The sequence below is a fragment of the Pantoea allii genome (assembly GCF_002307475.1).
Classification (GTDB): Bacteria; Pseudomonadota; Gammaproteobacteria; order Enterobacterales; family Enterobacteriaceae; genus Pantoea; species Pantoea allii.
Genome location: NZ_NTMH01000053.1, coordinates 46,422 through 71,767, shown reverse-complemented (window position 1 = coordinate 71,767; position 25,346 = coordinate 46,422). Strand labels below are relative to the sequence as shown.

Here is a 25,346-nt window from a genome sequence, read left to right as displayed (position 1 = left end):
TCTCCTGTTAGTGGTCACTGACGCGCAGCAACGGCATTCCCGCCTCCACAGCGGAAGAGGACAAAACGGTCACCGTGTCGAAGCTGTCGCTATTACTGATAATGATGGGCGTTGCCAGATCAAATCCGGCAGCAAGCATGGCCTGACGATCAAACGTCAGCAGAATGTCCCCAGGTTGCACCTTGTCGCCGACGTTTACGTGGGCGGTGAAAGGTTTCCCTTCGAGTTTGACGGTGTCGATGCCGACATGAATAAGCACTTCAATACCGCTATCGCTCAGCAGGCCAATGGCGTGTTTCGTCTGGAAAAGCGAGGCGACTTCGCCCGCAAAGGGCGCAATAACCTGGTTATCGGCTGGAATAATGGCGACGCCTTTACCCATCACGCCGCTGGCGAACGTGGCATCAGGCACCTGATCGAGAGCTAACACCGTCCCCGTCATCGGTGCCAGCACCTCGTTCTTCTCGACAGACAGAACGCCTGGAAGATCGGGCGCCAGCGTTTTGGGCATGCCAGCCACAAGGGTCAGCACACCGCTCAGGACGAATGCCACCAGCGCACCGACGATGCCGCCCCACAGCGTCATATCGACGCCACCAGGCGGGATCATCTGCGCGATGGTAAAAATATTGGCAAAGCCAAATGAATAAACGTGCGCGTGGCTGAATCCCACGATGGCTCCGCCAATCGCGCCTGCAATACAGCCGAAGATAAACGGACGCCGCAAGGGCAGATTCACGCCATACACCGCAGGCTCGGTAATGCCGAAGATGCCGGCCATGATCGACGATCCCGCCAGCATTTTCTGACGAGCGTCTCGGGTGCGTAAAAAAATCCCCAGCGTGGCGCCCACCTGGCCCATCACGGCGGGCAGTAACATCGGAAGCATTGAGTCATAACCGAGCACCGCCAGATTGTTGATCATTAACGGAACCAGGCCCCAGTGCAGACCAAAAATCACGCAAACCTGCCATAGCGCGCCCATTGCCGCGCCGGCCAGCCACGGTGCCAGTTCGTAGATCCATTGATAGCCATTCGCGAGCAACTGGCTGAGCCACGTCGCCACCGGGCCAATAACCAGAAAGGTCAGCGGCACGGTCACCACAATACAGATCAGCGGCGCGAAGAAGTTTTTCATCGATGAGGGCAACAGCCTGTTGCCCTGTTTTTCCAGCCAGCAGCTGACCCATGCGGCAAGAATAATGGGAATCACAGAGGAGCTATAGTTGAACCAGGTAATCGGGATGCCAAGAAATGATTCGCTTATCGCCCCGGCTTGCTGACTGGCGTGAAAAGCCTCAAGCATCATCGGATGCGTCAGCGCGCCACCAATGACCAGGGTAATAAAAGGATTACCGCCAAACTTCTTACCGGCCGTATAACCCAGCACTAACGGGAAAAAGAAGAACAACGCATCGCTGGCGGCAAACCAGATTTTGTAGGTGCCGCTGTCGGTAGTCAGCCATCCGCACACCACCGCAAGAGCCAGCAGCCCTTTCAAAATACCGGAGGCGGCAAGAATGCCGATAAACGGCGTGAAAATAGCGGAGATCACATCAATCAGGCGGCCAAAAAAATGCCCCTTTTCAGCCTTATCATCGCTGTGGTCGTGCGTCTCGTCAGTGAGTCCCGCTTCATCACATACCGCCAGCCAGACCTCGTGAACGTGGTTGCCGATCACCACCTGAAACTGTCCACCGCTCTCTACCACCATGATGATATCGGGATTCTGCTTGAGCCCTTCAACATCCGCCTGATGATGGTCTTTGAGCCGGAAGCGAAGACGCGTGGCGCAATGCACCAGACTGATGATGTTCTCTTTGCCGCCGACGTGGCTGAGAATATCCCTGGCCAACGGTTGATATTTCATGTTGATGTCCTCAGAGCGATGCCGCTGGCATCTGTTAAAAATAAAAAAACCTGAGAACGGCCCCCTTGTGTGTCATGGGCCGCGCTCAGGTTTTGCCTGCGCAATGCAGTTACAATCCTGTGTTAATAAGGCTTAATGCGCCTCTTTTCTTACCCGTTCGATATGAATGGCAAGAAACATAATCTCTTCCGTTGTCAGTTCGCGCTGATAGCTTTGCTGTAGATATTGTGAAACTTTCTCCGCGCATTTCCAGGCTTTCGCATAGTTGTCTTTGACTGCCGAATGCAGTGAAACATCATCATCCGGCACCACGGTGCGCGTTAACATGCGTTGAGCAAAAAATTTCAGGTGCGTCACAAAGCGCTGATAACTGAGCGACTCTTCCTGGTAATCCAGCTTCAGTTGATATTTCACCAGTTGCAGGATTTCCTGCATAACCTGCGTCACGTGCATCACTTCTGGCATTTCACTGTTGAGCTGCGCGGTGACCAGATGCAGCGCGATAAAACCGGCTTCGTCCTCGTCCAGCTCGGTATGAAGACGGCTGGCAATGATTTGCCTGGCCTCCTGCCCTAACGCAAACTCCCTGGGATAAAGCCGTTTGATATCCCACAGCAGAACGTTCTTAATCGCCAGCCCTTTCTTCTGTCGCTCAATCGCAAAGTAGCAGTGATCGGTCAGGGTGATGTACAAACTGTCCTGCAATTTCCCCAGCTGTTGTGTTGCCCGTTCGATAATGCGATCGCAGGTCGTCATCACCTCCAGCGGAATCTGGTTGAGTAACTCCCCGAGGCGATGAACCAGCTCATCGTTCTGCAGCGCAAACACCTTTTCTACACGCTGCTTGTCCAGCGCTTCACCCACACGTTTCTGAAACGCCAGCCCCCGGCCCATAACAACCTGCTCACGCCCGTGCTCATCCAGAACAACCACCACATTGTTATTAAGTATTTTGGCGATTTTCATCAGAACCCCAGAAACAAAAAAACCCGACTTCCGGCACAGGCCAGGAAATCAGGTTTTGCCTGCCGCAGCAGTAACAATCCAAAAAAGGCATCTTATCAGTTTCATTTTGCGCCTCAATACACCGCCACTAAAAACGTGATGTCGCGCGAAGGTCTCTTCATGTTTTCACTGCACGCGAGCGCAGACAGGCGAAAATACACCCAGGATAAGGCGCGAATCGATGACCTGACCGACACCGACAGCGTTTTGTGTTGAGAGCGCCTTCAGTGTGCGCGTCGAACGTGCCTGGTCAACGCATTCACGGTCATCCGGCAATCACCCGACAGCTGGATTATCCTCCATGCGCCGCCATTTGCTTTCAGGTGACAGCACTCCGTTCAGAGGCGCAGGTGTTCACTGATAACAGGTTTCGCGATATTCAAAACAGTGTTAAACATCAGGTATTCCGGGATTCACGCTATTACTATCGCGAGGAAAATCAATTCGCACCCTAATGATTAAAAATGCCTGATAAATAATAATGAGAAATATATTTAAGGGTAACAAAGCCCTGCAACAAACGAATCGGCATTGCATAAAATCCCTGTGGCTGATAAGAAATGAAAAAAACGGAGGGATGATTCAACAATGAAATATAACGCTTTGATAGCGGCCCTGTTTATTACGATCAGTGCACCCTCTTTGGCTGCTATCAACAGAGTCGTTGACGGCAAACGCCCGCCAAATACGGTTAAATCCGTAAAGGTGTTTTTTACCGGCGCGGTCACGCTTAATAAGGTGATGTCGCTTTCATCCGTGCTCGATGAGATCGGTCAGAATTATAAATCAGCCACGCAGGTGCTGCTCTATATCAGCAGTCCCGGTGGTGACATTGATGCCGGGAAAATTGGTTATCAGGTCGTTAAAAACTCCCCCATTCCCGTTACGACCGTAAACGCCTCCTCCGTGGAATCCGCGGCGACGATGATCTACTGCGGCGCACAAAAGAGGCAGGTTATGGGTGACAGCATTTTCTTACTGCATGCGCCAACCGTTGGAAACCCGCCGCGTAGCAATGTCAGTGAAAATATGCTGGACGAGAAAAGCGAATTTACCAGCAGATACCGGAACGTGATAAAAACGATTTATCAGTCCTGCACCCACCTCACTGACGAGCAGATTGAAAAGATCACCTACAGTGAAGATAACCATAAGCTGCTGGACAACAAGCAGGCATTAGCCACGGGCATCGCCACAGGCGAAATGACCGATTTTCAGCCTGCTGATGCCGCGTATTATATTCATGATAATGACTAAAAGATGATGAAGAGGGGCTGAGCCTGCAAGTCAGACAAGGTTCGAGCCGTTGGATGACAACACCGCTCATTTCCCCTTGCTGTGCAGAGGGTTTTGTTGAAAAGGGTGCACAGCGTATGCACCCTTTTTTGACCGACGACAAGCAGGTTTTCGCCTCTTATGACAAGGCTTACCTGCCCACTTTATCTATCTGTCACCACTCAACACAGATTTTGCCCAGATGCGAGCCGCTCTGCTGCCAGGCGAAGGCCTCGGCAATATCGTCATATTTAAACGTCCGGTCAATAACCGGTTTCTGGTTCATGCTTTCCAGCGCCTTCACGTAGTCAATCTGGTCCTGACGACTGGCAACGATCACGCCTTTAATGGTGACCTGCTTCGCCAGAACAGACAGAATGGACAGCGTTGCTTCATCGCCGGAAATGATACCGATTTGGGTGATGTGCCCACCGATTTTGACCGCTTTCAGTGACTCGCCCAGCGTCGCCGGGCCGCCCACCTCAACAACATGATCCACGCCCACGCCGTTGGTCAGTGCGAGGACGCTATCGCCCCAGTTCGGGGTGGTGCGGTAGTTGATGGTTTCATCGGCACCCAGCGCTTTAACGTACTTAAGCTTTTCATCTGATGAGGAGGTGGCGATCACCCTGGCACCCATCGCTTTGGCGATCTGCAGGGCGGCAATGGACACGCCGCCCGTTCCCTGCACCAGCACGGTATCGTTGGCCTGCAGTTTGCCTTCGGTGATCAGGGCGCGCCAGGCTGTCAGGCCAGATGTGGTGATCGTGGCTGACTCGGTGTGCGTCCAGCCTTTCGGGGCATGAGTAAAGGCATTCTCAGAACGCACCACGAATTCGCTGGCCATGCCATCAATGCCGTCTCCTGGCGTGTGGGCGAAGCCACCGACGTCTGCCGTGGGTTTGCCGGACAGCCAGACAGGAAAGAACGTCGAAACCACGCTATCGCCCACACGGAAATCGTTAACGCCTTCGCCAACGGCGTCAACAACGCCTGCACCATCAGACAGCAGGATGCGGCCATCTTCGGTTGGAAACTGCCCCGTCGCGACAATCAGATCGTGAAAATTCAGGGAGCCGGCTTTGATAGCGACCCGAATCTCACCTTTGCCCGGTTGGCCCGGATCGGCGATGTCCGACACATGGATATTGTTGAGGCCGCCTGGTGCTTTAAGGGTAAGTGCTTTCATGCTTTTCTCCGTTAAAAGAGGGATGTCTTAATCAGCAGTTGCTAAACATAGACCATATGTGCATTTTATTAAATACGGTCATTTAGGTGATATAGGTACATTTTGGATACTGTAAAAACCCCAAGATATGAAAATTACGATGCGGTGGCCTGCCCGGTTGAAGCCACGCTGGAACTGATTGGCGGCAAGGGTAAAGGGATGATTCTTTACCACCTGCAAAACGAAACGCTGCGGTTTAATGCGCTAAGAAGACGGCTGGGTGATATCACGCCGCGGGTACTCACGCGGCAACTTCGGGAACTGGAAAACGTCGGGTTAATTCATCGCGAAGTGTATGCTGAAGTTCCGCCGAAGGTGGAGTACAGCATGACCGAAGAAGGCGCTTCGCTTGCGCCTTTGCTTGGGCTGTTAAAGCAGTGGGGAGAGCAACACGCGCTGGCCTTATTAGGCAAAAAAAAACCCGCCGTTGTGCCGGAAACGTCCGAGGCTGAAGCACAATGAATGGCCGTGCGCGCTGACCCCGAAACCTGTTATGACTGACGCTGGACAGGTTCCTCCGCAGGATATCATGGGGAGGAACCTGAAACGCCGGTGGTGAGGTTCAGTCGTTTAGTGCGTTTCCATCTGCCACATCACAAGGTAGCCCGCAGCAACCGATGACCGGTTTTCTGTGCTGCCTCGCCATCGATTATTTCTCCAGAACAGAAGCAACCGACTCACAGTTCACCGGCATCCTGTGCTCTGCCACGGAGACAACACAAAATCCGGCCGCATCTTTGCTGTAATGTGCCGCCACACTGAAACGATTGTGGCGTTTAATCTCCTCAACCGGCGGGATTGAGCCAGGCACACCACCCACTGCGGTTTGCGAGCCTACCGTCCAGGGCTGGGTAAACAGATTGTCGTTAACGCTAACCGGCCCGTCGGTCGGTACACCTCGAATATAAACACTGCCTCGGTTTGACGTCCCGCTGCGGCCATAATCAAACAGATTATTGTTTATGATGATGTTTTTCCCGCCGTGGCCCTGCGCGCCCTTGTGCATATCAAACTGATGGTAAGCGCCCCGTGCTCCGCCATTGAGCACAAGGTTGTCATAAGCGTGATAGCCCTCACCGTCATCGCCTTTTCCGGCAATAGCATGACGATTAGCGTTAAAGGTATTGCAGTAGATATCGGCCTGGGCATGGCCATTTTGTACCACCACACCGTAGCCCAGTTGGGTACGGATATTATCGTGGATAACGTTGTGATGAATTTTATTGTCGACGGACGTTTTTACGCTAATCCCGGCCCACGGCCAGTGATAAATCTCATTGTTGTCGATATCAATATGATCGGTGCCGGGTAAAAACTGGATACCAATCGTTTTATTCGGCGTGTTCGGTTGTCCAGAGGGGCCTTCAATACGCAGCCCGGTTATCCTTGCTTTAGCCTCAACAACATACACAGGATATTGATTAAGTCCGTCATTGAGCCATGGCGTTTGTAATAAAGCGCCCCGACTGCCGTTTTCACCACGATTGCTAAAAAGCGTCTGCCCGGCTTTGATGCGCAAAGCCTGTGGCTGATTCGGCACCGTGATGGTGACATCACCCGGGATATAGATGAAGGGATGATTGCTGTCGACAGCCTGTTTCAACGCATCGAAAGTGCGGACAGTGACATAGTGGGCGACGTTATCCGGCGTAAGACGCTCCTGATACTGCGCCCCACCACCAATAACATCGCAACTGCCCACCGCGCTAATGGCAGAGCCGGATATCAGTAACAGGCCCGCTATGGCTATTTTCATTTTGGTCATCTCCTGTCGACGCCCGACCGCCGATACAGGCCAGGCTGTCACGTACGCCGTTTTGCAGGGCAGCGATCGCCCTGCCATGTTTTATCCAATGGTGCTGTCTACGACCGCCCGCGCTTGTGCAAACAGTTGCTCATAATGCGAGTGGCTGTCCTCAATCGTCTCCTCCCCCCCCAGGGTGTTATAGAGGAAATGAACCTCGACGTCACCGATCGCCAGATAGCCCGTAACGCCCATCATGTAATCCGTGATGTTTTTCTCCCAGCCGTATTTAATAAAGGTTTGCTGAGAACCGCCGACCAGCGCCAGCCAGCGTACTTTTTTATCTTTTAACGCGCTGTTTTCACCGTAGGCCAGACCATAGTTCCACACGCGTTCCAGATAGCCTTTTAACATGGCGGGATAGCTGTACCACCATAACGGGAAGACAAAAATAATGGCATCCCGATCGTTAAGCTCGTTGAACAGGCGATGGACTTGTGGCGAGTAGCATTTAGCGGGATTTTCCCACTCTGGTTCGTCCTCTTCCCGCATCGCCGGATCAAAGCCACTGCGGTAGAGATCCAGCGTTTTAACATGCGCACCCCGTTGTTCCGCCCGATGGCGCAGGCTCGCCACCATCTGTGCGGTGAGTGAATCGGCACGGGGATGTGACCAAACGATATACAGGTTTGCTGGTTTCATCTTTCACCTCATCTTGTGTTGAGGCACTCACATTACGCTCGCCACATTACTGTGTGAAACCTATGATTTGAGATGGGTTAATGAGAGATTTTCACTAATGAAACTGAACGTTTATGACTTCGCGACCTTTATCGCGGTCGCCCGCCACAAAAGCTTCCGCGCGGCCGGTGACGAGCTGGGCCTGTCGCCCTCGGCGGTTAGCCATGCCATAAAGCAACTGGAGCAGCGGCTGAAAATTCGGTTGTTCAACCGTACGACGCGAAGCGTTGCACTCACGGAAGCGGGTGCAAATCTGTTTGAACGTTTGCGCCCGGCCGTTGATGAAATCAATGTGATACTCGATGAGGCTAACTGTTTTCGTCAGACGCCAATGGGGTCACTGAAAATTAATTCCTCGCGTCTGGCCTCGCGCATGGTGTTAATCCCGCTGGTGGCAGCATTCAGTCGGCTTTACCCGGATATCCGCGTGGAAATCACCACAGAAGACCGGCTGGTGGATATCGTTAAAGAGGGTTTTGACGCAGGCATTCGTCTCAGCAGCAGGGTTGAAAAAGACATGATCGCCCTTCCTGTCGGCCCCAAAATTAAGTTGGTTGTGGTGGCCACGCCGGACTACTTCGCCCGCCATGCGCCCCCGGCGCACCCACGTGACATCGTTAATCATCAATGTGTGATGTTCCGTCACGGCAGCGGTCGCATTTATCAATGGGAATTCGGCGGCCCGGAAGGCAGGCTTGAGATACTTCCGGGCGGTAATATCGTACTGGATGATATGGACTCTCAGCTTGATGCCGTGCTGTGCGGCGCGGGAATGGGCTATCTTTATCACGAACAGGTTAAACCTTACCTGGCAGACGGTCGTCTGATTCCGGTGCTGGAGGCGTGGTTACCCGAACAGCCCAGCCTGCAGTTTTACTATCCCAGCCGCCATTATATGTCCTCGGCGTTAAGGGCATTTGTTGACTACATCAAAGCCGCTTCGTCAGCCGCGTTTAGCCGTTAAGCTCGTACTCTTTTAACTTACGCCACAGGGTTGTCGGGCTGATGCCGAGCATGGTTGAGGCTCTGGCCTTATCCCCCTGGGTTGTCGCCATGACGCGCCTGATCAGCTGCTTTTCCTGCTTCTTTAACAGATCCGTTTCATCAGCCACAGGCTCACAGGGCAGAGATTGATGGCTGGCAGGGCCGTCCTCATGGCCGAGGCGAGCGATCTGCAGCAGTGCGTCTTTGTCGATCACATCGCGATCGTGAAAAACGGTCAGCCTGTAGATGACCGACTGTAGTTCGCGGATATTACCAGGCCAGGGGTAACGCGTTAACACCGCCAGCGCATCTGGCGTAAAGGTGATGTTTTTTCCCTGCTGATGGAGTAAATGCCGGACGAGTAATTCAATATCGCCGTCCCGTTCAGCCAGCGCAGGAAGCCTGAGCGCCAGAATATTGATACGGTAGTAAAGGTCCTGACGAAAAACGCCCTTTTCCACTAACCTGTGCAGATCTTTATTACTGGCGGTAATTAGCCGAAAGTCGGCCGCAATGAGCTGCTCTCCCCCCAGACGGACAAACTGCTTTTCCTGCAGGACGCGCAGTAATTTGACCTGGACATTGAGCGGTGCTTCGCTGATCTCATCGATAAAAACCGTGCCCTTCATTGCCATCTCGAAGACACCGGACTTTCCGCCTTTGCGCGCGTTCGTGAAGGCACCGTCGGCATAGCCGAACAGCTCGCTTTCCAGCAGGTTTTCAGGAATGGCGGCGCAGTTGATGGCGATAAAGGGGCCATGTTTTCTGGTGCTGTGATGATGAATACTCTGCGCAAAGAGTTCTTTGCCGGTGCCGGTATCACCTAAAATATGGACGGGGGCATCATGACGCGCACACAGCTTCGCTTGATTAATCGCGATGTTAATGCTTGCTGAATGACCAATAATGTCATCAAAAGCATAGCGGGTATAAAAGCCTTGCTGTTTTTTCTTTTTGTCCGCACTGTTTCGCCACTGGCTCTTGCTCTGAATGAATCCGGTCACGATGGAATAGCCATCCTGGCGCTTTGTATAATGCTTTATTGAGGTACAGATAAAATCACCGTCGAGTTCAACAATCATTTCGTTTACATCTGACTCGTCGATAATTGAGCGATAAATCTCTTTGAAAGCCTCTTTACGGTAAATTTTATCGCCAGCATGACACTGAAAAAGGGTTTTACCTCTGTTGTTAATGCTCACCACCTCCCCCATTTGGTCAATGCACATAATGCCCTCACGAGACTGATTCATCGCGGAATAGCTCATATCCAGCTTCAGATTTTCCTGATGGATATATTTTAATAAACTGAAGGCCTCATTGATGGCTTGCTCAATTGAATTATTATCCGTGTCACCCATCACAACATTAAGGTCATATTTCCTTGCCATCTCTGCAACCGTCAGGCCGCCTATGACTACTTTGTAGTTGTTTTCTGCAAGATTTTTTACGACACTTTCAATGTCATAGTGATTATAGACCTGACAGATTTTTAAATTTTCATTGGTCATGTTTTGGTAATGCTTAAGCGCGTTACAAAACTGTGGAAAACCTATCGCAGCGATCTTTTGCGATTTATTTTTTGCCTGCTTAAGAATACGATAAATGCCATGAAAATCATGGGCTATCTCGATCACCGGAATGGTCACATTGCTGCGAAGCAGCGCGGCAGTCCCGCCACGACTAATAATTATTTTTGTGCCTGATCGAATCATCTCATTCGCTTTATCTAATACTTCTGAATAGCCCGTCTCGTACACTGGCAATTCAAGCTGCTTTTCAATAAGAAAATTTAAAATACGTTGGGTTATGGTTTTCGAAACGGAGAAAATGACGATTTCATTAGACTTCATTAAAGATTCGCTTTTGTCGAACGCTATTTCATCGAGTATAAGGATAACGATGAATGAGATATTGACAGACGTCATTCCAGCTTGAGTAAAAAAAGCCTTGCTACGTTTAGATCACAAGGCTTTCGAGGCGGAGTATTTAATGATTAGTAATGCAGGCGTCGATAGCAGATCTGGCCATTACTCACTGTGACGCAGTTATCGATATACTGTTCACCTTGCAGTCTGGCACCCTGAGTATCTTCGAAAACAATTTTTTCATTGCGCAGTTTTACCACTGAAATATCGGCAAATGCATTCGGCTCCAGCGTACCTGTCTGCCCTTGCATTTTCATCAGTCTGGCCGGCGTGCTCGTAACCGCCCGAATAACCTCAAACAGCGACATCCCCATATTAAGGTATTTGGACATGACATGTAGCAGGCTGTAGACCTTATCGGTACGCAGACTGTTGCGCTGAGTTAAGTCGGTGCTGATGATATCCGGGTAGAACCCCAGATCCATCGCGTTGCGGGCAACGTTAAAATCAAAATGCGCCACACCGTTTGAACAGTCAAAGATTACGCCTCGTTGCTGTGCCGCCAGAACAGACGGGTACACCTCGCCCTGACCGTTGAGAATGGTATGACCTGTGCCGTGGAAACAGTGCGCATAGATATCATCCGCGTTGAAATGCTGGATGAGTTCATCTGCCGGTAGCCGTGAGTCCGTTACGTGTACACAGAGTGAGGTATTAAGTTTACGCGCCAGAGCAACTGTCGCCAAAAACGGATCGCTACTGTAGAGCTTTCCTTTGGCAATATCCTGGCTGTAACGCAGTTTCAAGCCAAGAATGTTGTCCTGGTTTTCAGTTAAGACCTGCTCAATTTTTTCCAGGTTAACGTTCGCCGGATTGGTGTTTTCCAGGTAACCCGTCGGCCCGCCGCCGAGCGTCGACAGGCCCACATTGACCACATTGAGATAGCTTTTTATCTTTACGGTCGCGGTGTTAATTACGCTATTACGAAACAGCCTGTAATTTACCCAGCCACTGCTGCCGGCATCGACCACGCTGGTTACACCATTGGGTAAACAAACGACATCCGGGTTGACGCTGATAGCCGTGCCGCCGTGAAAAACGTGGGCGTGGAAATCGATAAGCCCGGGCAGAACAAGACAGCCCGCGGCATCAATCACCGTTTCAGCATCAGTACCATCGACGTCATTTAGGTCAACAATACGGTTACCGATGATGCCAATATCCCGCCTGATATAATCGTGTTTATCGAGATCAACAGTCAGGCCATTCCTGATAAGCATATCCAGTTTCATGTTTATCCTCCGGTTAAATACCAATTAATTTCCAGTAAGGGATACCAATCAGGAAATAAACAATGACGTTAATCAGCACCATCATCGTGCCCAAAAACCAGAAAGTCTTTTGCGGAACATAGCCGCTGGAGAAGGTAAATACGCCAGCCCCGTTACCATAATGCGTCAGGAGCGCGCCGTATCCCGCCGAAAACGCCAGTGACAGCGCGATATACATGGGATCAGCCTGCGTGGTCATACCGAGGGTAAACAGTACGGGGTAGAACGAGACCACAAACGCACTGTTGGATACAAAGAAATAACGCACCGCAAGACTGATAAATATCAGCACGCCGATTGCGCTGAATTCGCTGAGATGAGACAGGTCCAGATAGTTTTTAATCACGCCGACCAGGAAGACATAGAATCCGCCTTTAGACAGCGCGACGGCACAGCCGTAAAAAGCCCCGTACCAGACAAAGGTCTGCCAGGCCGCTTTCTCGCTGGCGACATGTTCCCAGCTTAAGACTTTGAATAACAGCAGGCAGGCGAGGAAGGCAAACCCCACGGGAATAAAAGAAATACCAGTAACCGAGCCCGTCATCCATCCCAAAACGCCCATGATGAAGAACACGATCAGCAGTTTCTCTTCACGCTTCACCGGGCCAAGTTCACTCAGCCCCTGCTCAGCAATCTCATTGACGTTATCGATCTTCTTTAGTTCAGGTGCATAAACTTTATAGAGAATCCATGGGCAAAGCAGCAGGATCAATCCGGCAGGAATGACGGCCGCTTTAAACCAGGTCATCCAGTCCAGATTGACCTTCATGATTTCGTTAGCCAGCGACACGGTAATGGCGTTGGTTGCCATCCCGGTTAAAAACAGGCTGGATGTCCCCATCGATACGACATACATCAGGATAGTGAGGTAAGCACCGATTCTGCGGCTGCCGTCGTCCGGTTTAGAGCCCAGTGCCTCGGCAATATTTCTGAAGATGGGATATACGATACCGCCAGAGCGCGACATATTCGACCCGGTAGCGGGTGCCAGCACCGTGTCCGTTACCATCATTAAATAGCCCAACGTCAGCGTATTTTTGCCGTAGCGCTTTAATAAAACATAAGCGATACGTTTACCCAGACCCGTGATCACAAACGCCTTGCAAATAATAAAGGCGCTGATGATAAACCAGACCATAGAGGTGCCGTAACCGGCAAACAGAATATGGGGATCGATAAAGATTGATGCGATGCCTAAAATAATCAGCATGATAATCGCATCAGTAAAAGGGCGAAGCACTAAACCGCACAGCATGGCCAGATAAATACCGACCATATGCCAGGTGGTCGCTGACACAGCCTCAGGGTTAGGTATTATCCAAAATAAAACCGGGAAAAAAACGATCGGTAAAAGTTTTAAATAGAACATAGATGATTACCTTTGCTTTATCACCACGGAAGATTCACTTCCGTGGCTTGAGCGAATGGATATTATGTCAGCCGATCAACGGTAAACGTCATCGATGAATTCAACGCCCTTCTCATCCAGCGTTTTCTTCACCCACGCGCGATTTGCCGTGCCATTTTTAGCCGCCTCGACTTTGCTGGCGTCAAATTTTGCATAGGCTTGTGCTTTTACAAGCAGAGCTTCCGCATCACGCAGGGGAACAACAATCACGCCATCTGCGTCGCCAACAATAAGATCGCCAGGACATACGGCAACGCCGCCAACGGCAATCGGCGTATTAACCTCACCCGGACCTTCTTTAAACGGACCTGCCGGATTTGACCCCGTGGCAAACAGAGGAAAGTCTAATACCGATAAGGCATCAATATCGCGGATGGGGCCATCCAGCACGATACCGGCGATCTTCTTACAGTAATGGGCGTAAGCCACCATGATTTCGCCCATCAGCGCGCGGGAACGGTCGCCTTCGTTGGAGACCACGATGACGTCATTTTCCGTGGCCATATCCAGTGCGGCATGAAGCATCAGGTTGTCGCCAGCCCGCGCTTTAACCGTAATGGCATAACCCGCCATTACCGGTTTCTGTGGCGAAGATATGCGCTGAATACCGTTACCCAGTACGGCGATACGATTCATGGTGTCAGCAATATTCGCGGCGGGCAGTTGCGCGTACGCGTTAAGTAAATCCGGGTTGCCTTCGGGACGTTTTAAATAAATACGGTTGCCAATAGTCATCTTATTCTCCAAAGCCGGGAACGGGCCAGGTGGGTTTTTTACCCGACAAAACCTCATCGATACCGATTGCGGTATGCAGTGAAGCTCTGTCTGTGGCTTCTTTCGTGGCGGCGCCAATATGTGGGCCAATAACGACATTACTGAGTGAAAAAATCGGATCGTTCGGATCGAATGGCTCTTTCTTTAAGACGTCCAGGCCGGCACCAGCGATAAGATGGTTAGCGAGCGCGTGATACAGCGCTTTTTCATCAACGAGCTTGCCGCGGGCGGTATTAATGAAGTACGACGTTGGCTTCATCATCGCAAATTGCTTTTCGCCGACGAAATCCAGAGTTTCCGCGGTGGTTGGGCAATGCAGAGAGACAAAATCGCTTTCCTGGAAAATACGATCAAAATCGTCGGTACGCTCGATACCTTCTGGCATCTCCGCCTGGGTTTTGTAAGGATCGTAGGCAATGACTTTCATGTTGAAACCGTGCAAGGCTTTGAGCGCGACGCGTGAGCCGATATTACCCACGCCAATTAAGCCAAGCGTTTTGCCGTCCAGTTCGACCTTTGGCGTACGTAATTTAGCCCAGTAGTAATCCTCCAGCATCTTCTCTTCGACCAGCCTGAAGTTACGCGAGCAGTGCAGCATGTAGAAAATAGCCAGCTCCGCAACGGACATGCTGTTAGCAATGGGCGCATTCAGCACCACAACACCGTGACGTTTGGCGGATTCAAGATCGACGGTGTCATATCCGGCACCGTGTCTGGCCACGACCTTGAGTTTCTTAGCCGCCTCGAATACGCGATCGGACATTTTTGAAAGACGCACAATAATGCCGTCACAGTCAGGAATATCTCGAATGATGTCTTCCTCTTCCATTCCTGAACCCGTAATCAGTTCATAGCCTCGACTTTCTAAATAGGCGCGCCCTTCCGCCATAATTTCCTGAGGGAGCAAAATCTTATACGTCATTTAATGATCTCCTGTGTTGAACTCAGCATATCTTTTGCAGAGGACGTGCCAGGATAAAAAGAGATTGAGTTAAATCACTCAAGTGATTGATTTAGATGAAAATAAAAAAACAACAGCACCATCAGCTAACAATTTTGAAGTGATTAGCCTCACGAAAATAAAAATGGCATTTCAAAAAGAAAAGGCATTCCTTTAAAAATTTTCATTTTTAAATTGGCGTTGTGAATCAGTTAACACGCAATTGGAGATCATGAATTCAGTCACAGAGAGAGGAATAAACATAAATAATAAAACCAAAAATAAAACTCAACAAATAAAAAACAAAGTGAAAATTACCTTAATTTAAAAGAAACATGATTAACGCTTTTTCTAAAGCACGTAACGAATCGGAAGTAAATTATTAACCATTATCACTGCAATCCATTTTCCAGCTTGTGATGACGGGCAGCACCTCAGCACCTCAGCACCTCAGCACCTCAGCACCTCAGCACCTCAGCACCTCAGCACCTCAGCACCTCAGCACCTCAGCACCTCAGCACCTCAGCAAAATGATAAGGGGAAACAACAGAGCGCAATTCGCTGATATATTTTTTACTGGCAACTAATGATGCGTTTATGTCCATTGCCAAATTTATTAATATTTATTTTAAATAATTAATATTGAATACCGACTTCAATCTTCGTTCATTTCAACATAAAATCCACCATTCAATAATACCAACCTAACAACCCAACCTACCATTAAGTCATTCACTTACATATGGAGCAGGAAATTAACCCTTCCATTCATCATTCAAAACAATTAAAAAACACCGCAAAGTAAAACTAACCACCCAACCAAAATAAAGTCATAAAAAACCATATTAAAAAAACAACAAAGACATTAAAAAACAAACCAACCAAGAACAATAATTAAAAAACACAATGATAACATACAGTTCCAATCATATAGATCCAGATCATATAAAGACAAATAAGTCACACACACAGGAAACTTATTATTGAATTCGTACCGCATTGTCATTTAAAAGTAGTGAGCCATTTAAGCGCGCCTCATTCATCAATGGCTCAGGTAAATACAAAAGATAAATAAAAGGACTTCTCACATGAAACTTAAATTAGTTGCAGTGGCAGTAACTACATTGTTAGCAGCAGGTACAACAAATGCTGCTGAAGTTTATAACAAAGATGGAAACAAACTTGATCTGTACGGCAAAGTACAGGGCTTACATTATTTCTCAGATGACAAAGGTGAAGATGGTGATCAGTCCTATGCTCGTCTGGGCATTAAAGGCGAGACGCAGATTACCGATCAACTGACTGGGTTTGGTCAGTGGGAATACAATATGCAGGCTAATAAAACGGAAAGTGACAACGATCAGTCATGGACCCGCCTGGGCTTTGCAGGTCTGAAATACGGTGACTATGGCTCGTTTAACTATGGCCGTAATTACGGTGTGGTTTACGATGTGACCTCATGGACCGATGTGTTACCTGAGTTTGGCGGCGACACTTACGGTTCTGATAACTTTATGCAGCAGCGTGCCAACGGCCTGGCGACCTACCGTAACACCGACTTCTTCGGTCAGGTTGACGGCCTGAACTTTGCCTTGCAGTATCAGGGTAGAAACGGGGGCAATAACGGAGAAGGCGCCACCAATAACGGGCGTAATGCTCAGAAGCAAAATGGTGATGGCTACGGTGCGGCTGTAACTTATACCTTCTGGGACGGTATCAGCGCAGGTCTGGCCTATTCTCACTCCAAACGTACTCTGGACCAAAATGGTCTGGCACTGGGTGAAGGTGATAATGCCGAAACCTATACCGGCGGTTTGAAATATGATGCCAATAATATTTACCTGGCAGCGCAGTTCACTCAGACCTATAACGCCACCCGCATCGGTAATGGTGCCATCGGTTTCGCTAACAAAGCGCAAAATTTCGAAATGGTCGCGCAGTACCAGTTCGACTTTGGCCTGCGTCCAACCCTTGCTTACCTGCAGTCCAAAGGCAAAGATATTGAAGGCAATTTTGGCGACCAGGATCTGGTGAAATACGTGGGCGTGGGCGCGGCCTATTACTTCAACAAAAACATGTCAGCGATTGTCGATTATAAAATCAACCTGCTGGATGACAATGACTTCACCAAAGCAGCCGGTATCTCCACGGATGATATCGTTGCTGTAGGTCTGGTTTATCAGTTCTGATAAGACCTTACTCATACAAAGCCAGCTCTTGTGGGCTGGCTTTTTTGTATTCACTCAGGTGAAAGAGGAAAGCCCTGCAAAGGTTTAGCGGACATTGCCTGTGTGGAAAGTGTCAGTTTCTCCTGCAGGCCGACAGGCTGGATATGTCTGCCTGCCATTGCACGCGGTGCAAGAAAGGGTCGGGCGGCATTGCCATGTATCCTGAGCGACCCGCGCGCCTGACATCGTCGGCCAGTTAAGCGTCCCTTTGCATTTCGCCTCGTCTTCAGGCGGCAAAGCGTATTTGTGGCGGCCCGCCAGCATTTATGCGCACTCTCTGCGCCTGCAGCTTTATTCCCCAGACACGGCCTGCCCTGATTGTAGATGAGCTACGTCATCTGCTTTTAGCGGCTGAAATCGCCACCCAGGCACAACCTGCATTTTGGTGACATTGGTGACGTTGGTGACTGACCGGACACTATGCCCGTTTTAGCGATGGGGCGTCCGCCTTCATGAACGCACGCCGCCAATCGTGGTAATCCATATCACCACAGCCCACCGGACAGGCCGCGCCGTATAGCATGAGGCTCTTGAACGGTTTTTATACTTTTATGGCAGGCCTGGCAGCGATGCAGACGGAAAGGACGCGACAGCATACCGGGTTCAGGCTTGCCATCACGTCCGTTTTTCAAGGACTGTTAAGACCTTTTACGCGCCAACTTCTCTGTGACTTTCATAACGGAAAAGTAGAACAGCGGTACAAAGAATATTGCCAGCAGCGTGCCGCTGATCATGCCGCCAAACACGCCGCTGCCAATCGCCTGCTGCGTTCTGGCACTGGCCCCGCTAGCCAGCATCAACGGCATTACGCCTAACGTAAAGGCAAGTGATGTCATCAGGATAGGTCGCAAACGCATACGCGAAGCTTCCAGCGTTGCCTCAACCAGCCCTTTTCCCCCTTCATGCATCTGTTTAGCAAATTCGACAATCAGAATGGCATTTTTTGCGGACAGTCCAATGATGGTGATCATGCCGACTTTGAAGAAAACATCATTCTGCATATTCATCAGGCTGACGGCAATGACCGCGCCCAGCAGCCCAAGCGGCACAACCAGCATAACGGAGACCGGGACTGACCAGCTTTCATAAAGGGCTGCCAGCACCAGGAACACCACCAGCATGGACAGCACCATCAGCATCGGCGCTTCGGAAGCCGATTGCTGCTCCTGCAACGAGCCACCGGTCCACTCAATCGCGAATCCTTCAGGCAGCTGTTTAGCCAGGCGACTCATCTCGTTAAGCGCATCGCCGCTTGAATATCCCTGTGCGGGGTTGCCGTTTATCTTTATGGACTGATAGCCCTGATAACGGACTAACTGCAATGGTGCTGTTTCCCATTCGGCATGAACAAATTCAGAGAGCTGAACCATCCCGCCCGTCGCATTACGGACATACAATCCGAGTATATCGTCGAGCTGCATACGATATTTCGCGTCGGCCTGAATGATGACCTGCTGCATACGATCGCTGTTTGGGAAATCATTAACGTAAAGCGACCCCATCGCACCGGACAACGTCTGGCTGATTTCGTCAAAAGAAACCCCCATGGCAAAGGCCTTTTGCCGATCGATATTAAGCCTGATCATCTGCCCATCGGGTAAACCGTCAACGTACACATCCCGCACCACATGGCTTTTCGCCGCCAGGGCCAGTAGCTGCTCTTCCGCCTGTTTCAGCGCTGCATAACCTTTACCAGCATGATCCTGCAGGCGAAGGGTAAAACCCGATGAATTACCCAGTCCGTCAATGGCCGGCGGGATGAGGTTGAAGGTATCCGCGTCGGGATTAGCCGACATCACTTTCTGAGCACGTTCGGCTTCGGAAAAGGCAGTGGCCCCCTGCCGTTCGCCCCAGTCTTTTAACGTCGTGAAGGCCATGGCGGAGTTGGGGCCGGACCCCGCAAAGCTGAAACCCATAATCGCGATGCTTGACTGGATAGCGGGGCTTGAAAGCACCTGCTGTTCGAACGCTTTAACCACTTTTAGCGTGCGCTCACTCGTAGCGTCTGACGGTAGCTGAATAGAGGTCATAAAGAATCCCTGGTCCTCTTCCGGCAGAAACGAAGAAGGCAGGTTTTTCATCGCAAGGACAAGCAGCAGACACAGGGCCAGATAAACCCCCAGTGCGCCGCCCACCCGTTTTAACAAGCGGCTTACGCCGCGACCATAAAGGTGAGTCATGGCGGCAAACTTATTGTTAAACCAGCCAAAAAAGCCTCTTTTCTGATGGGCATGCTTATCAGTGGATTTTAACAACGTGGCGCACAGCGCAGGCGTCAGGCTGAGCGCCAGGAAGGCAGAGATTAAGATGGAAACCGCCATGGAGAGCGTAAACTGCCGGTAAATCGCCCCGACGGAGCCGCTGGCCATCGCCATGGGAATGAAGACGGCACTCAGCACAAGGGTGATACCGATTACCGCACCGGTTATCTCTTTCATCGCCTTTTGCGTCGCTTCTTTTGGACCGAGCCCCTCTTCCGCCATGATTCGCTCGACGTTTTCAACCACCACTATCGCATCGTCAACGATAATCCCTATCGCCAGCACCATACCGAACATGGTTAACACGTTGACCGAGAAACCGGCCAGCAGCATAACGGTAAAGGTGCCCAGCAGGGCGATGGGCGCAACGATGGCAGGGATAAAGGTATAGCGAACGTTCTGTAGGAACAGGTACATCACCAGGAAGACCAGAATCATGGCTTCTATAAAGGTATGAATCACCTTCTCGATAGAGATCTTCACAAACGGCGTAGTATCAAAAGGAATGCTGTAAGCCATGCCCTCTGGCATTGCCTGCCTCAGCTCGTTCAGGCGGAGTTTGATCCGCTCTGCGGTTTTTACCGCATTTGCGCCGGACGAAAGCTGGATAGCCGCGGCGGTCGAAACATGTCCGTTTTCACGGCTGGCAAAACTGTACGTTTGTGAGCCGAGTTCCACTCGCGCCACATCGCTCAGCACCACGCGTGAGCCATCCGGATTTGCGCGCAGGGTGATATTCTCGAACTCCTGCGGTGAACCAAGCTGTCCTTTAACCAGTAATGGATAGCTAACCTGCTGACCGGCAACCGCTGGCGAGTCGCCGGTACGTCCGGGCGCAATCTGGGTATTTTCGGTAGTAATGGCCCGACTGACATCGCTGATGGTCAGGCGATACTGGCTAAGCCTTACCGGGTCCACCCAGATTCGCATCGCTTTCTCTGCACCAAACAGCTGAACGCGGCCGACGCCCTCAACCCGGCGAAGCTCTTCTGAAATATTACGCGAAAAATAATCGCTGAGATCGGCCTCGGTAAGCTTGCCGTCCTTCGACGTCAGTCCGACGATCATCAAAAAGTTAGCACCTGAGGCTTCAACGCTCAGTCCATTCTGCCGCACGACCTGCGGTAGCCGCGACTCAATCACTTTGATGCGGTTTTGCACGTCCACCTGGGCCAGTTCCGGATCGGTGCCTGGCGCAAAGGTCACCGTTATCGTCGCCATGCCACTGGTATCGCTGGACGATTCGTAATACAGCACATGCTTAACCGATGAAAGCTCGCGCTCAATCAGCGCCACCACACTGTTATTCATGCTTTCCGGCGTCGAGCCTGGATAAGAAGCGTTAATGCTGATGGTTGGCGGTGCGACCGAGGGGTAAAGTGCGACAGGCAATTTTGGAATGGAGAGCAGACCAAACAAGATAATAAAGACGGCAATTACCCAGGCAAAGATGGGTCGATTAATAAAAAACTGAGGCATGATTTACCCTGACTGAACAAAAGAAAGATGCTGGCCAAAACCCTCATCTGTTGTGCTGTTATTCACGCGCCCTCGCGTGATTTCTGATGTAAAACGTTGTCTGTCAAACCAACATCATCGTGACTGGCTTGCCTGCTGTATGCGTTCACGGCTCCCTGAGTCGGCGCAGAGCAGCCTTATATAAAAGCCGGGTTGCGCGGCCTCCCCGGCAGGCCAGTGCATGGGTAGCCACCGCTTCCCAGAGCGTTTTCTGGGCTGTACGCCCGGCAGAACGACTGAGGGGTTTCACAGGGCGGTACGGCGTCGCTATGACGCTTTTCCCCTGAACGGTCATATAAGGATGTTGTGATAAAACTGTTGCGGGATTTAAACCGGTGGCGAACAGTAACAAAAATAAAACACAAAAGTTTAATTTTATTAAATTCCGGGGCGTCATCACACATACTCTCTAATAATGCGCATTATTCCGGAGTGTAATCCGTTAACAATGACCTATTATGTAAAATTTATGGAGAGAGTATGGATGCGTAAAAGTTAAAAAAATTTATTCATAAAGTAATATATTAGATAGACAACTTAAAAGCGCAGGACGTAATATACGCCAAAATTCATTCATTAAACAGATTAATACAGCACAGGACAAAAATAACCCTCCTGTCTATTTCACCGGGAAAAATCTGATATGAAAATAGCCGAATCCGAAAGGTTAATCATCAGAAAATTTATGGAACAGGATGCGGCGGGCCTGTTTGCGTATTTATCCGATCCTTATCCAGCCTGTTTTTTGGATGAGAAGCTGGAGGATTTTGCCGCCGCCGTGCAGGAAGCAAAAAACAGAAGCCGCGACGCGACGCAGTTTGCCCTGTGTCTGAAACAGACGGATGCCTTAATTGGCCATTTTTTTGCCTCTAACGACGACGAGCCTGACGCGAAGACAATGAGCGTGGGATGGTATCTTAATCCTGAATATCACGGTCATGGCTTTGCTCAGGAAGCCGCAACCTGCCTGTTTAATTACTTATTCAAGGTGAAAAATGTGAGGCGCATTTACGCCTACGTTGCGGATTATAACGACGGATCGCAAAAGTTATGCCAGCGTCTGGGAATGCGGCTGGAGGGCTGTTTCAAAGAGCATGTGTCATTTACTGATGATGACGGCATAACCCTTTATGAAAACACGCTGATTTTCGCCATCTTGCAGAAAGAGTGGTGCGGACGCTGATAGCCTTCCCCGTCGCCGCATCACCGCGCGACCCGGTCACCTCGCGGTGTGCGAATGGCAGGCAGGTCGTTTTATTCTGCTGCCCGGCCCGGTGCTTTTGCTGGTCTGCCTGTACTGACAGGCGTAATGTTCCTGATGCAAGGGCGAGCTTAATGTCTGACTGTGCTGCCCTCATCATCCGCAACAGGTTTTATTCATCTTGAGGGCGTTATGAGTAACGATAATCTAATCCTGGTGGCAGAGGATGACTTTGAAATTTCTGATATCTTAATCAGTTACATCAAACGCGCCGGAATGAAAGCCGTACATGCGGCAGATGGCGAAAACGCCCTGGCCTTAATCAAAAGCTTACAGCCTGACCTGGTGCTGCTGGACATTCAACTGCCGTTAATAGATGGCTGGAACGTGCTTTCCACCTTGCGTAAAGACAGCAACACGCCGGTGATTATGGTTACCGCGCTGGATCAGGATATCGATAAACTGATGGGGCTTCGTCTGGGTGCCGATGACTATATTGTTAAGCCCTTTAACCCGTCGGAAGTGGTCGCCCGCATCGAAGCCGTTCTGCGCAGAGCCAAAACGCAGGCCCCACCACAAACCCTGATAAGAACCCGCTTTATGACCATCTATCCCGATGAGTTCTCTGTTGAGATCCACAGCGATGGACAGACGTTTACGCCCGTTCTGACGACCACAGAATTTAAGCTGCTAACGCACATGGCAAAATATCCCCGTAAAGTCTTTAGCCGCGAAGAGTTGCTTAATGCCTGCCTGCCCGAAAGCGATACGCTCGACAGAACGGTAGACAGCCATATGAGCAAGTTACGTAAAAAATTTGAAAGCTGTGGTTTATCCGGCGTGCCAGAAAGTATTCGTGGAATAGGCTATCGCCTGGGTGAACAGAAGTGAACAAAGACAAAGCGCTCAGTCGGCAAATCCTCCTGTTTATGCTGTCTCTGACATTTACTATCATTATCGTGGCCGTGGTGGGCTCCTACCTGTTCTACAGCTTTATCATCGATAATTTCCCCGGCGGTTTATCCGCCAGTAACAGTGAAAGCATGACGGTCTTTGACTGGGTCTGGATAGCGATCAGTTCTGTAATCAGCTTCCTGATTGCCTTACTTTTTGCTTTTAAGCTCTCCGCCAAAATACTGAATCCACTCAGCTCCGTTGCCACCAGTTTACGCCGCATTTCTCAGGGGGATTTAAGTGCCCGCGCCGCTAACAGTCGGAGCCGCCTTGGTGAGGTCAATATTCTGGTCAGAGACTTTAACGAAATGGCAGAAAAGTTGCAGACGCTGGATAACGAACGCAAGTCCTGGAATGCCGCAATTGCCCATGAGCTCAGAACGCCCGTCACGATTTTACGCGGCAGGCTACAGGGACTGGTAGAAGAGGTATTTGAGCCCGATCCGCAGCTGTTTAAAAGTCTTTTGCGGCAGACAGAGGGATTATCCCGGCTTATCGACGATTTACGCGTCGTGGGGGCGGCAGAAGGGGGTTCTTTTATGCTGGATGTTAAACCCGTCGCCTTTAACGACGTGCTGGAGAACGTTAGCGCCTCGTTTTGCCATCAGTTTAGCGAGCAGGGATTTAACCTGATCATTGAGCAAAATACTGCCGTTACGCAATGTGATCCGCTGCGGATTATTCAGTGCCTGACCATCTTATTTGATAACGCCCTTAATTACGCCACGCCGGGCGTCATCCGGGTGCGCAGCGGACACCGGGACAACACGTTTTTTATTGAGGTGGAAGATGCTGGCCCCGGTGTGCCCGAGGATTTCCAGCGTCATATGTTTGAGCCATTTCAACGCGGCACGGCGGGACGGGCGATAAACCCAGCGGGATGTGGGCTGGGTTTATCGGTCGCGAAGGCGATTATGCAGGCCCACGGTGGCGACATCAGTTATCAGACCTCCTCTCAGGGCGGTTCACTGTTTTTACTGCGCTGGCCCGTTGCCCTTTAGCGTAGATCCACCGCTGGGCTGGAAGGAAATCGGTGGGTTTTATGGTACGCCTGCTGCTGCCACATCGCGCCGAGCTTAGCATCCCATTCCTGAGGCAGGATTTTGAGCTTGCCGCGCTGGGGCGTTAAGGTTATTTCGCTGAAATACAGGCTGTCGTCTTTGAGCATTATATCCACTCTGCAGTAGTCAATGTCTTTTGCCAGCGCCTGGGCAGCAGAGAGTGCGCGATAGAACAGCGCAGGTTCCGGTATCGAAGCAGGATGGTTGGGATACTCAATCTGGAATGGCTGCAGTTCCCATTTTCTGTTGTAGACATTCACATATTCCCTGCCCTGCTCATCGGTGAAGTCGGCTTCAATAAAACTCGCACAACCCGCAAAGCAGTGGATACGCAACATTTCAGGCGTCGTGCCTCTGTCCCGCCCCTCGAACAGCTCGATATATTCTTCACAAAGAAGGGTTGGCACGATGTCTTTGTATTGCCATTCTCGTGTGCAGTAATACATATTTTTCTTCATGGCCAAATCCAGCGTTAATAACGCGGCTTGCGTATTGAACGTACCTTTATCTTTGCAAATTATCGTGCTGCCACTGTCGTGATTGCACTTAATAACGAAGCTATTTGGCAAGGTGTTAAAATCAATATCTCTTGTGTTTTTGTAGGTATTAATTAACGGCGCGATCATCAGTTCATCGGTTCGACTGAGCACATATTCACGCACGGCGAGTTTATCTGCCAGCCGCGTATAAAGCGGGTTCCTGTCATAAATCAGTCGATAGCACATTTTTTCATTCAGCGTGACAGGATGAATCAGATTCGGCTCTCTGTTTAGCAACGTGCGCAGTCGTTGCGTATGAAAACGTGTGTCATTGATGAGGAAATACCTCGCGACTTTGAGGTTATATTCCACATATTTAGCGATGTAGTTCAGCCTGTTCATTTCATCCTCCACGAAAGTGGCAGGATGATAAGCAGAATAGATTGCTGGAGTTTGTGTGGATGATGGAGCAGAGA

20 protein-coding genes are annotated in these 25,346 nt (G+C 50.3%); 8 read left to right on the top strand and 12 right to left on the bottom strand.

All coding sequences use genetic code 11. From position 1 onward, the window contains the following. Window positions 1-7: 7 nt before the first annotated feature. Together bglF and licT are read right to left on the bottom strand one after the other, a co-directional pair. The gene (gene bglF / locus CMR03_RS23125) at window positions 8-1,870 is read right to left on the bottom strand and encodes a PTS beta-glucoside transporter subunit IIABC (protein WP_096012768.1); all 1,863 of its coding nucleotides are present in this window, start codon (window positions 1,868-1,870) and stop codon (window positions 8-10) included. A 132-nt stretch (window positions 1,871-2,002) separates the two neighbouring features. After that, window positions 2,003-2,836: a BglG family transcription antiterminator LicT gene (licT, locus tag CMR03_RS23120; RefSeq protein WP_096012767.1), complete on the bottom strand. Its 834-nt coding sequence runs from the start codon at window positions 2,834-2,836 to the stop codon at window positions 2,003-2,005. A gap of 627 nt (window positions 2,837-3,463) precedes the next feature. Between licT and CMR03_RS23115 the strand changes: the two genes are divergently transcribed. Further along, complete coding sequence (locus tag CMR03_RS23115; RefSeq protein WP_096012766.1) at window positions 3,464-4,132, top strand: ATP-dependent Clp protease proteolytic subunit; 669 nt, start codon at window positions 3,464-3,466, stop codon at window positions 4,130-4,132. A 193-nt stretch (window positions 4,133-4,325) separates the two neighbouring features. Here CMR03_RS23115 and CMR03_RS23110 read toward each other — a convergent pair whose 3' ends face one another. Beyond that, window positions 4,326-5,339: a zinc-dependent alcohol dehydrogenase family protein gene (locus tag CMR03_RS23110; protein WP_096012765.1), complete on the bottom strand. Its 1,014-nt coding sequence runs from the start codon at window positions 5,337-5,339 to the stop codon at window positions 4,326-4,328. 102 nt (window positions 5,340-5,441) lie between these two features. Between CMR03_RS23110 and CMR03_RS23105 the strand changes: the two genes are divergently transcribed. After that, on the top strand, window positions 5,442-5,840 hold the full coding sequence (locus tag CMR03_RS23105) for a winged helix-turn-helix transcriptional regulator (protein WP_014594376.1): 399 nt from the start codon (window positions 5,442-5,444) through the stop codon (window positions 5,838-5,840). Between the two features lie 187 nt (window positions 5,841-6,027). On the opposite strand, the gene CMR03_RS23100 is transcribed toward CMR03_RS23105, so the two are convergent. Both CMR03_RS23100 and CMR03_RS23095 read right to left on the bottom strand, forming a co-directional pair. After that, window positions 6,028-7,134 carry a right-handed parallel beta-helix repeat-containing protein gene (locus CMR03_RS23100; protein WP_244181419.1) on the bottom strand — a complete coding sequence of 369 codons (1,107 nt, stop codon included), beginning with the start codon at window positions 7,132-7,134 and terminating at the stop codon, window positions 6,028-6,030. Between the two features lie 90 nt (window positions 7,135-7,224). Then, a complete protein-coding gene (locus CMR03_RS23095; protein WP_096012763.1) occupies window positions 7,225-7,824 on the bottom strand; it encodes an NAD(P)H oxidoreductase in 600 nt (199 codons plus the stop codon). Between the two features lie 97 nt (window positions 7,825-7,921). Here CMR03_RS23095 and CMR03_RS23090 point away from each other — a divergent pair, with 97 nt between their 5' ends. After that, on the top strand, window positions 7,922-8,827 hold the full coding sequence (locus CMR03_RS23090) for a LysR family transcriptional regulator (RefSeq protein WP_063880643.1): 906 nt from the start codon (window positions 7,922-7,924) through the stop codon (window positions 8,825-8,827). Here CMR03_RS23090 and CMR03_RS23085 read toward each other — a convergent pair. From CMR03_RS23085 to CMR03_RS23065, 5 genes are all read right to left on the bottom strand, one after another. Next, window positions 8,817-10,700, bottom strand: coding sequence for a sigma 54-interacting transcriptional regulator (locus CMR03_RS23085; RefSeq protein ID WP_096012776.1), 1,884 nt, complete (start codon window positions 10,698-10,700; stop codon window positions 8,817-8,819). The genes CMR03_RS23090 and CMR03_RS23085 overlap by 11 nt on opposite strands. A gap of 143 nt (window positions 10,701-10,843) precedes the next feature. Beyond that, entirely contained in the window at window positions 10,844-12,007 is a 1,164-nt protein-coding gene (locus CMR03_RS23080) for a metallo-dependent hydrolase (protein ID WP_096012762.1), read from the bottom strand. A 13-nt stretch (window positions 12,008-12,020) separates the two neighbouring features. Next, window positions 12,021-13,415, bottom strand: coding sequence for a DASS family sodium-coupled anion symporter (locus CMR03_RS23075; protein WP_096012761.1), 1,395 nt, complete (start codon window positions 13,413-13,415; stop codon window positions 12,021-12,023). A 75-nt stretch (window positions 13,416-13,490) separates the two neighbouring features. Further along, window positions 13,491-14,189, bottom strand: a complete 699-nt coding sequence (locus CMR03_RS23070) for an RraA family protein (protein ID WP_096012760.1) — start codon at window positions 14,187-14,189, stop codon at window positions 13,491-13,493. A gap of 1 nt (window position 14,190) precedes the next feature. Beyond that, window positions 14,191-15,150: a hydroxyacid dehydrogenase gene (locus CMR03_RS23065; protein ID WP_096012759.1), complete on the bottom strand. Its 960-nt coding sequence runs from the start codon at window positions 15,148-15,150 to the stop codon at window positions 14,191-14,193. A 1,106-nt stretch (window positions 15,151-16,256) separates the two neighbouring features. On the opposite strand from CMR03_RS23065, the gene ompC reads away from it, so the two are divergent. Together ompC and CMR03_RS26005 are read left to right on the top strand one after the other, a co-directional pair. Next, window positions 16,257-17,357: a porin OmpC gene (gene ompC / locus CMR03_RS23060; protein WP_096012758.1), complete on the top strand. Its 1,101-nt coding sequence runs from the start codon at window positions 16,257-16,259 to the stop codon at window positions 17,355-17,357. A 74-nt stretch (window positions 17,358-17,431) separates the two neighbouring features. Next, window positions 17,432-17,596 carry a GFA family protein gene (locus tag CMR03_RS26005; protein ID WP_443094393.1) on the top strand — a complete coding sequence of 55 codons (165 nt, stop codon included), beginning with the start codon at window positions 17,432-17,434 and terminating at the stop codon, window positions 17,594-17,596. A gap of 438 nt (window positions 17,597-18,034) precedes the next feature. Here the strand turns inward: CMR03_RS26005 and CMR03_RS23055 are convergent, their stop codons facing one another. Further along, window positions 18,035-21,136: an efflux RND transporter permease subunit gene (locus CMR03_RS23055; RefSeq protein WP_096012757.1), complete on the bottom strand. Its 3,102-nt coding sequence runs from the start codon at window positions 21,134-21,136 to the stop codon at window positions 18,035-18,037. Window positions 21,137-21,818: 682 nt separating this feature from the next. On the opposite strand from CMR03_RS23055, the gene CMR03_RS23045 reads away from it, so the two are divergent. From CMR03_RS23045 to CMR03_RS23035, 3 genes are all read left to right on the top strand, one after another. Beyond that, window positions 21,819-22,358: a GNAT family N-acetyltransferase gene (locus tag CMR03_RS23045; protein ID WP_096012755.1), complete on the top strand. Its 540-nt coding sequence runs from the start codon at window positions 21,819-21,821 to the stop codon at window positions 22,356-22,358. A gap of 210 nt (window positions 22,359-22,568) precedes the next feature. After that, window positions 22,569-23,267, top strand: a complete 699-nt coding sequence (locus CMR03_RS23040; RefSeq protein ID WP_063880659.1) for a response regulator — start codon at window positions 22,569-22,571, stop codon at window positions 23,265-23,267. Then, the gene (locus CMR03_RS23035; protein ID WP_096012754.1) at window positions 23,264-24,331 is read left to right on the top strand and encodes an ATP-binding protein; all 1,068 of its coding nucleotides are present in this window, start codon (window positions 23,264-23,266) and stop codon (window positions 24,329-24,331) included. The genes CMR03_RS23040 and CMR03_RS23035 overlap by 4 nt, the downstream gene beginning before the upstream one ends. Here CMR03_RS23035 and CMR03_RS23030 read toward each other — a convergent pair. Beyond that, on the bottom strand, window positions 24,328-25,272 hold the full coding sequence (locus CMR03_RS23030) for an ATP-grasp fold amidoligase family protein (protein ID WP_096012753.1): 945 nt from the start codon (window positions 25,270-25,272) through the stop codon (window positions 24,328-24,330). The two genes, CMR03_RS23035 and CMR03_RS23030, sit on opposite strands and share 4 nt — an antisense overlap. Window positions 25,273-25,346: the final 74 nt, after the last annotated feature.

What these genes read in the sequence shown, in the direction of transcription:
- bglF (WP_096012768.1), bottom strand. Translation starts at nt 1,870, where the DNA reads ATGAAATATCAACCGTTGGCCAGGGATATTCTCAGCCACGTCGGCGGC.
- licT (WP_096012767.1), bottom strand. Translation starts at nt 2,836, where the DNA reads ATGAAAATCGCCAAAATACTTAATAACAATGTGGTGGTTGTTCTGGAT.
- CMR03_RS23115 (WP_096012766.1), top strand. Translation starts at nt 3,464, where the DNA reads ATGAAATATAACGCTTTGATAGCGGCCCTGTTTATTACGATCAGTGCA.
- CMR03_RS23110 (WP_096012765.1), bottom strand. Translation starts at nt 5,339, where the DNA reads ATGAAAGCACTTACCCTTAAAGCACCAGGCGGCCTCAACAATATCCAT.
- CMR03_RS23100 (WP_244181419.1), bottom strand. Translation starts at nt 7,134, where the DNA reads ATGAAAATAGCCATAGCGGGCCTGTTACTGATATCCGGCTCTGCCATT.
- CMR03_RS23095 (WP_096012763.1), bottom strand. Translation starts at nt 7,824, where the DNA reads ATGAAACCAGCAAACCTGTATATCGTTTGGTCACATCCCCGTGCCGAT.
- CMR03_RS23090 (WP_063880643.1), top strand. Translation starts at nt 7,922, where the DNA reads ATGAAACTGAACGTTTATGACTTCGCGACCTTTATCGCGGTCGCCCGC.
- CMR03_RS23085 (WP_096012776.1), bottom strand. Translation starts at nt 10,700, where the DNA reads ATGAAGTCTAATGAAATCGTCATTTTCTCCGTTTCGAAAACCATAACC.
- CMR03_RS23080 (WP_096012762.1), bottom strand. Translation starts at nt 12,007, where the DNA reads ATGAAACTGGATATGCTTATCAGGAATGGCCTGACTGTTGATCTCGAT.
- CMR03_RS23075 (WP_096012761.1), bottom strand. Translation starts at nt 13,415, where the DNA reads ATGTTCTATTTAAAACTTTTACCGATCGTTTTTTTCCCGGTTTTATTT.
- CMR03_RS23070 (WP_096012760.1), bottom strand. Translation starts at nt 14,189, where the DNA reads ATGACTATTGGCAACCGTATTTATTTAAAACGTCCCGAAGGCAACCCG.
- CMR03_RS23065 (WP_096012759.1), bottom strand. Translation starts at nt 15,150, where the DNA reads ATGACGTATAAGATTTTGCTCCCTCAGGAAATTATGGCGGAAGGGCGC.
- ompC (WP_096012758.1), top strand. Translation starts at nt 16,257, where the DNA reads ATGAAACTTAAATTAGTTGCAGTGGCAGTAACTACATTGTTAGCAGCA.
- CMR03_RS23055 (WP_096012757.1), bottom strand. Translation starts at nt 21,136, where the DNA reads ATGCCTCAGTTTTTTATTAATCGACCCATCTTTGCCTGGGTAATTGCC.
- CMR03_RS23045 (WP_096012755.1), top strand. Translation starts at nt 21,819, where the DNA reads ATGAAAATAGCCGAATCCGAAAGGTTAATCATCAGAAAATTTATGGAA.
- CMR03_RS23040 (WP_063880659.1), top strand. Translation starts at nt 22,569, where the DNA reads ATGAGTAACGATAATCTAATCCTGGTGGCAGAGGATGACTTTGAAATT.
- CMR03_RS23030 (WP_096012753.1), bottom strand. Translation starts at nt 25,272, where the DNA reads ATGAACAGGCTGAACTACATCGCTAAATATGTGGAATATAACCTCAAA.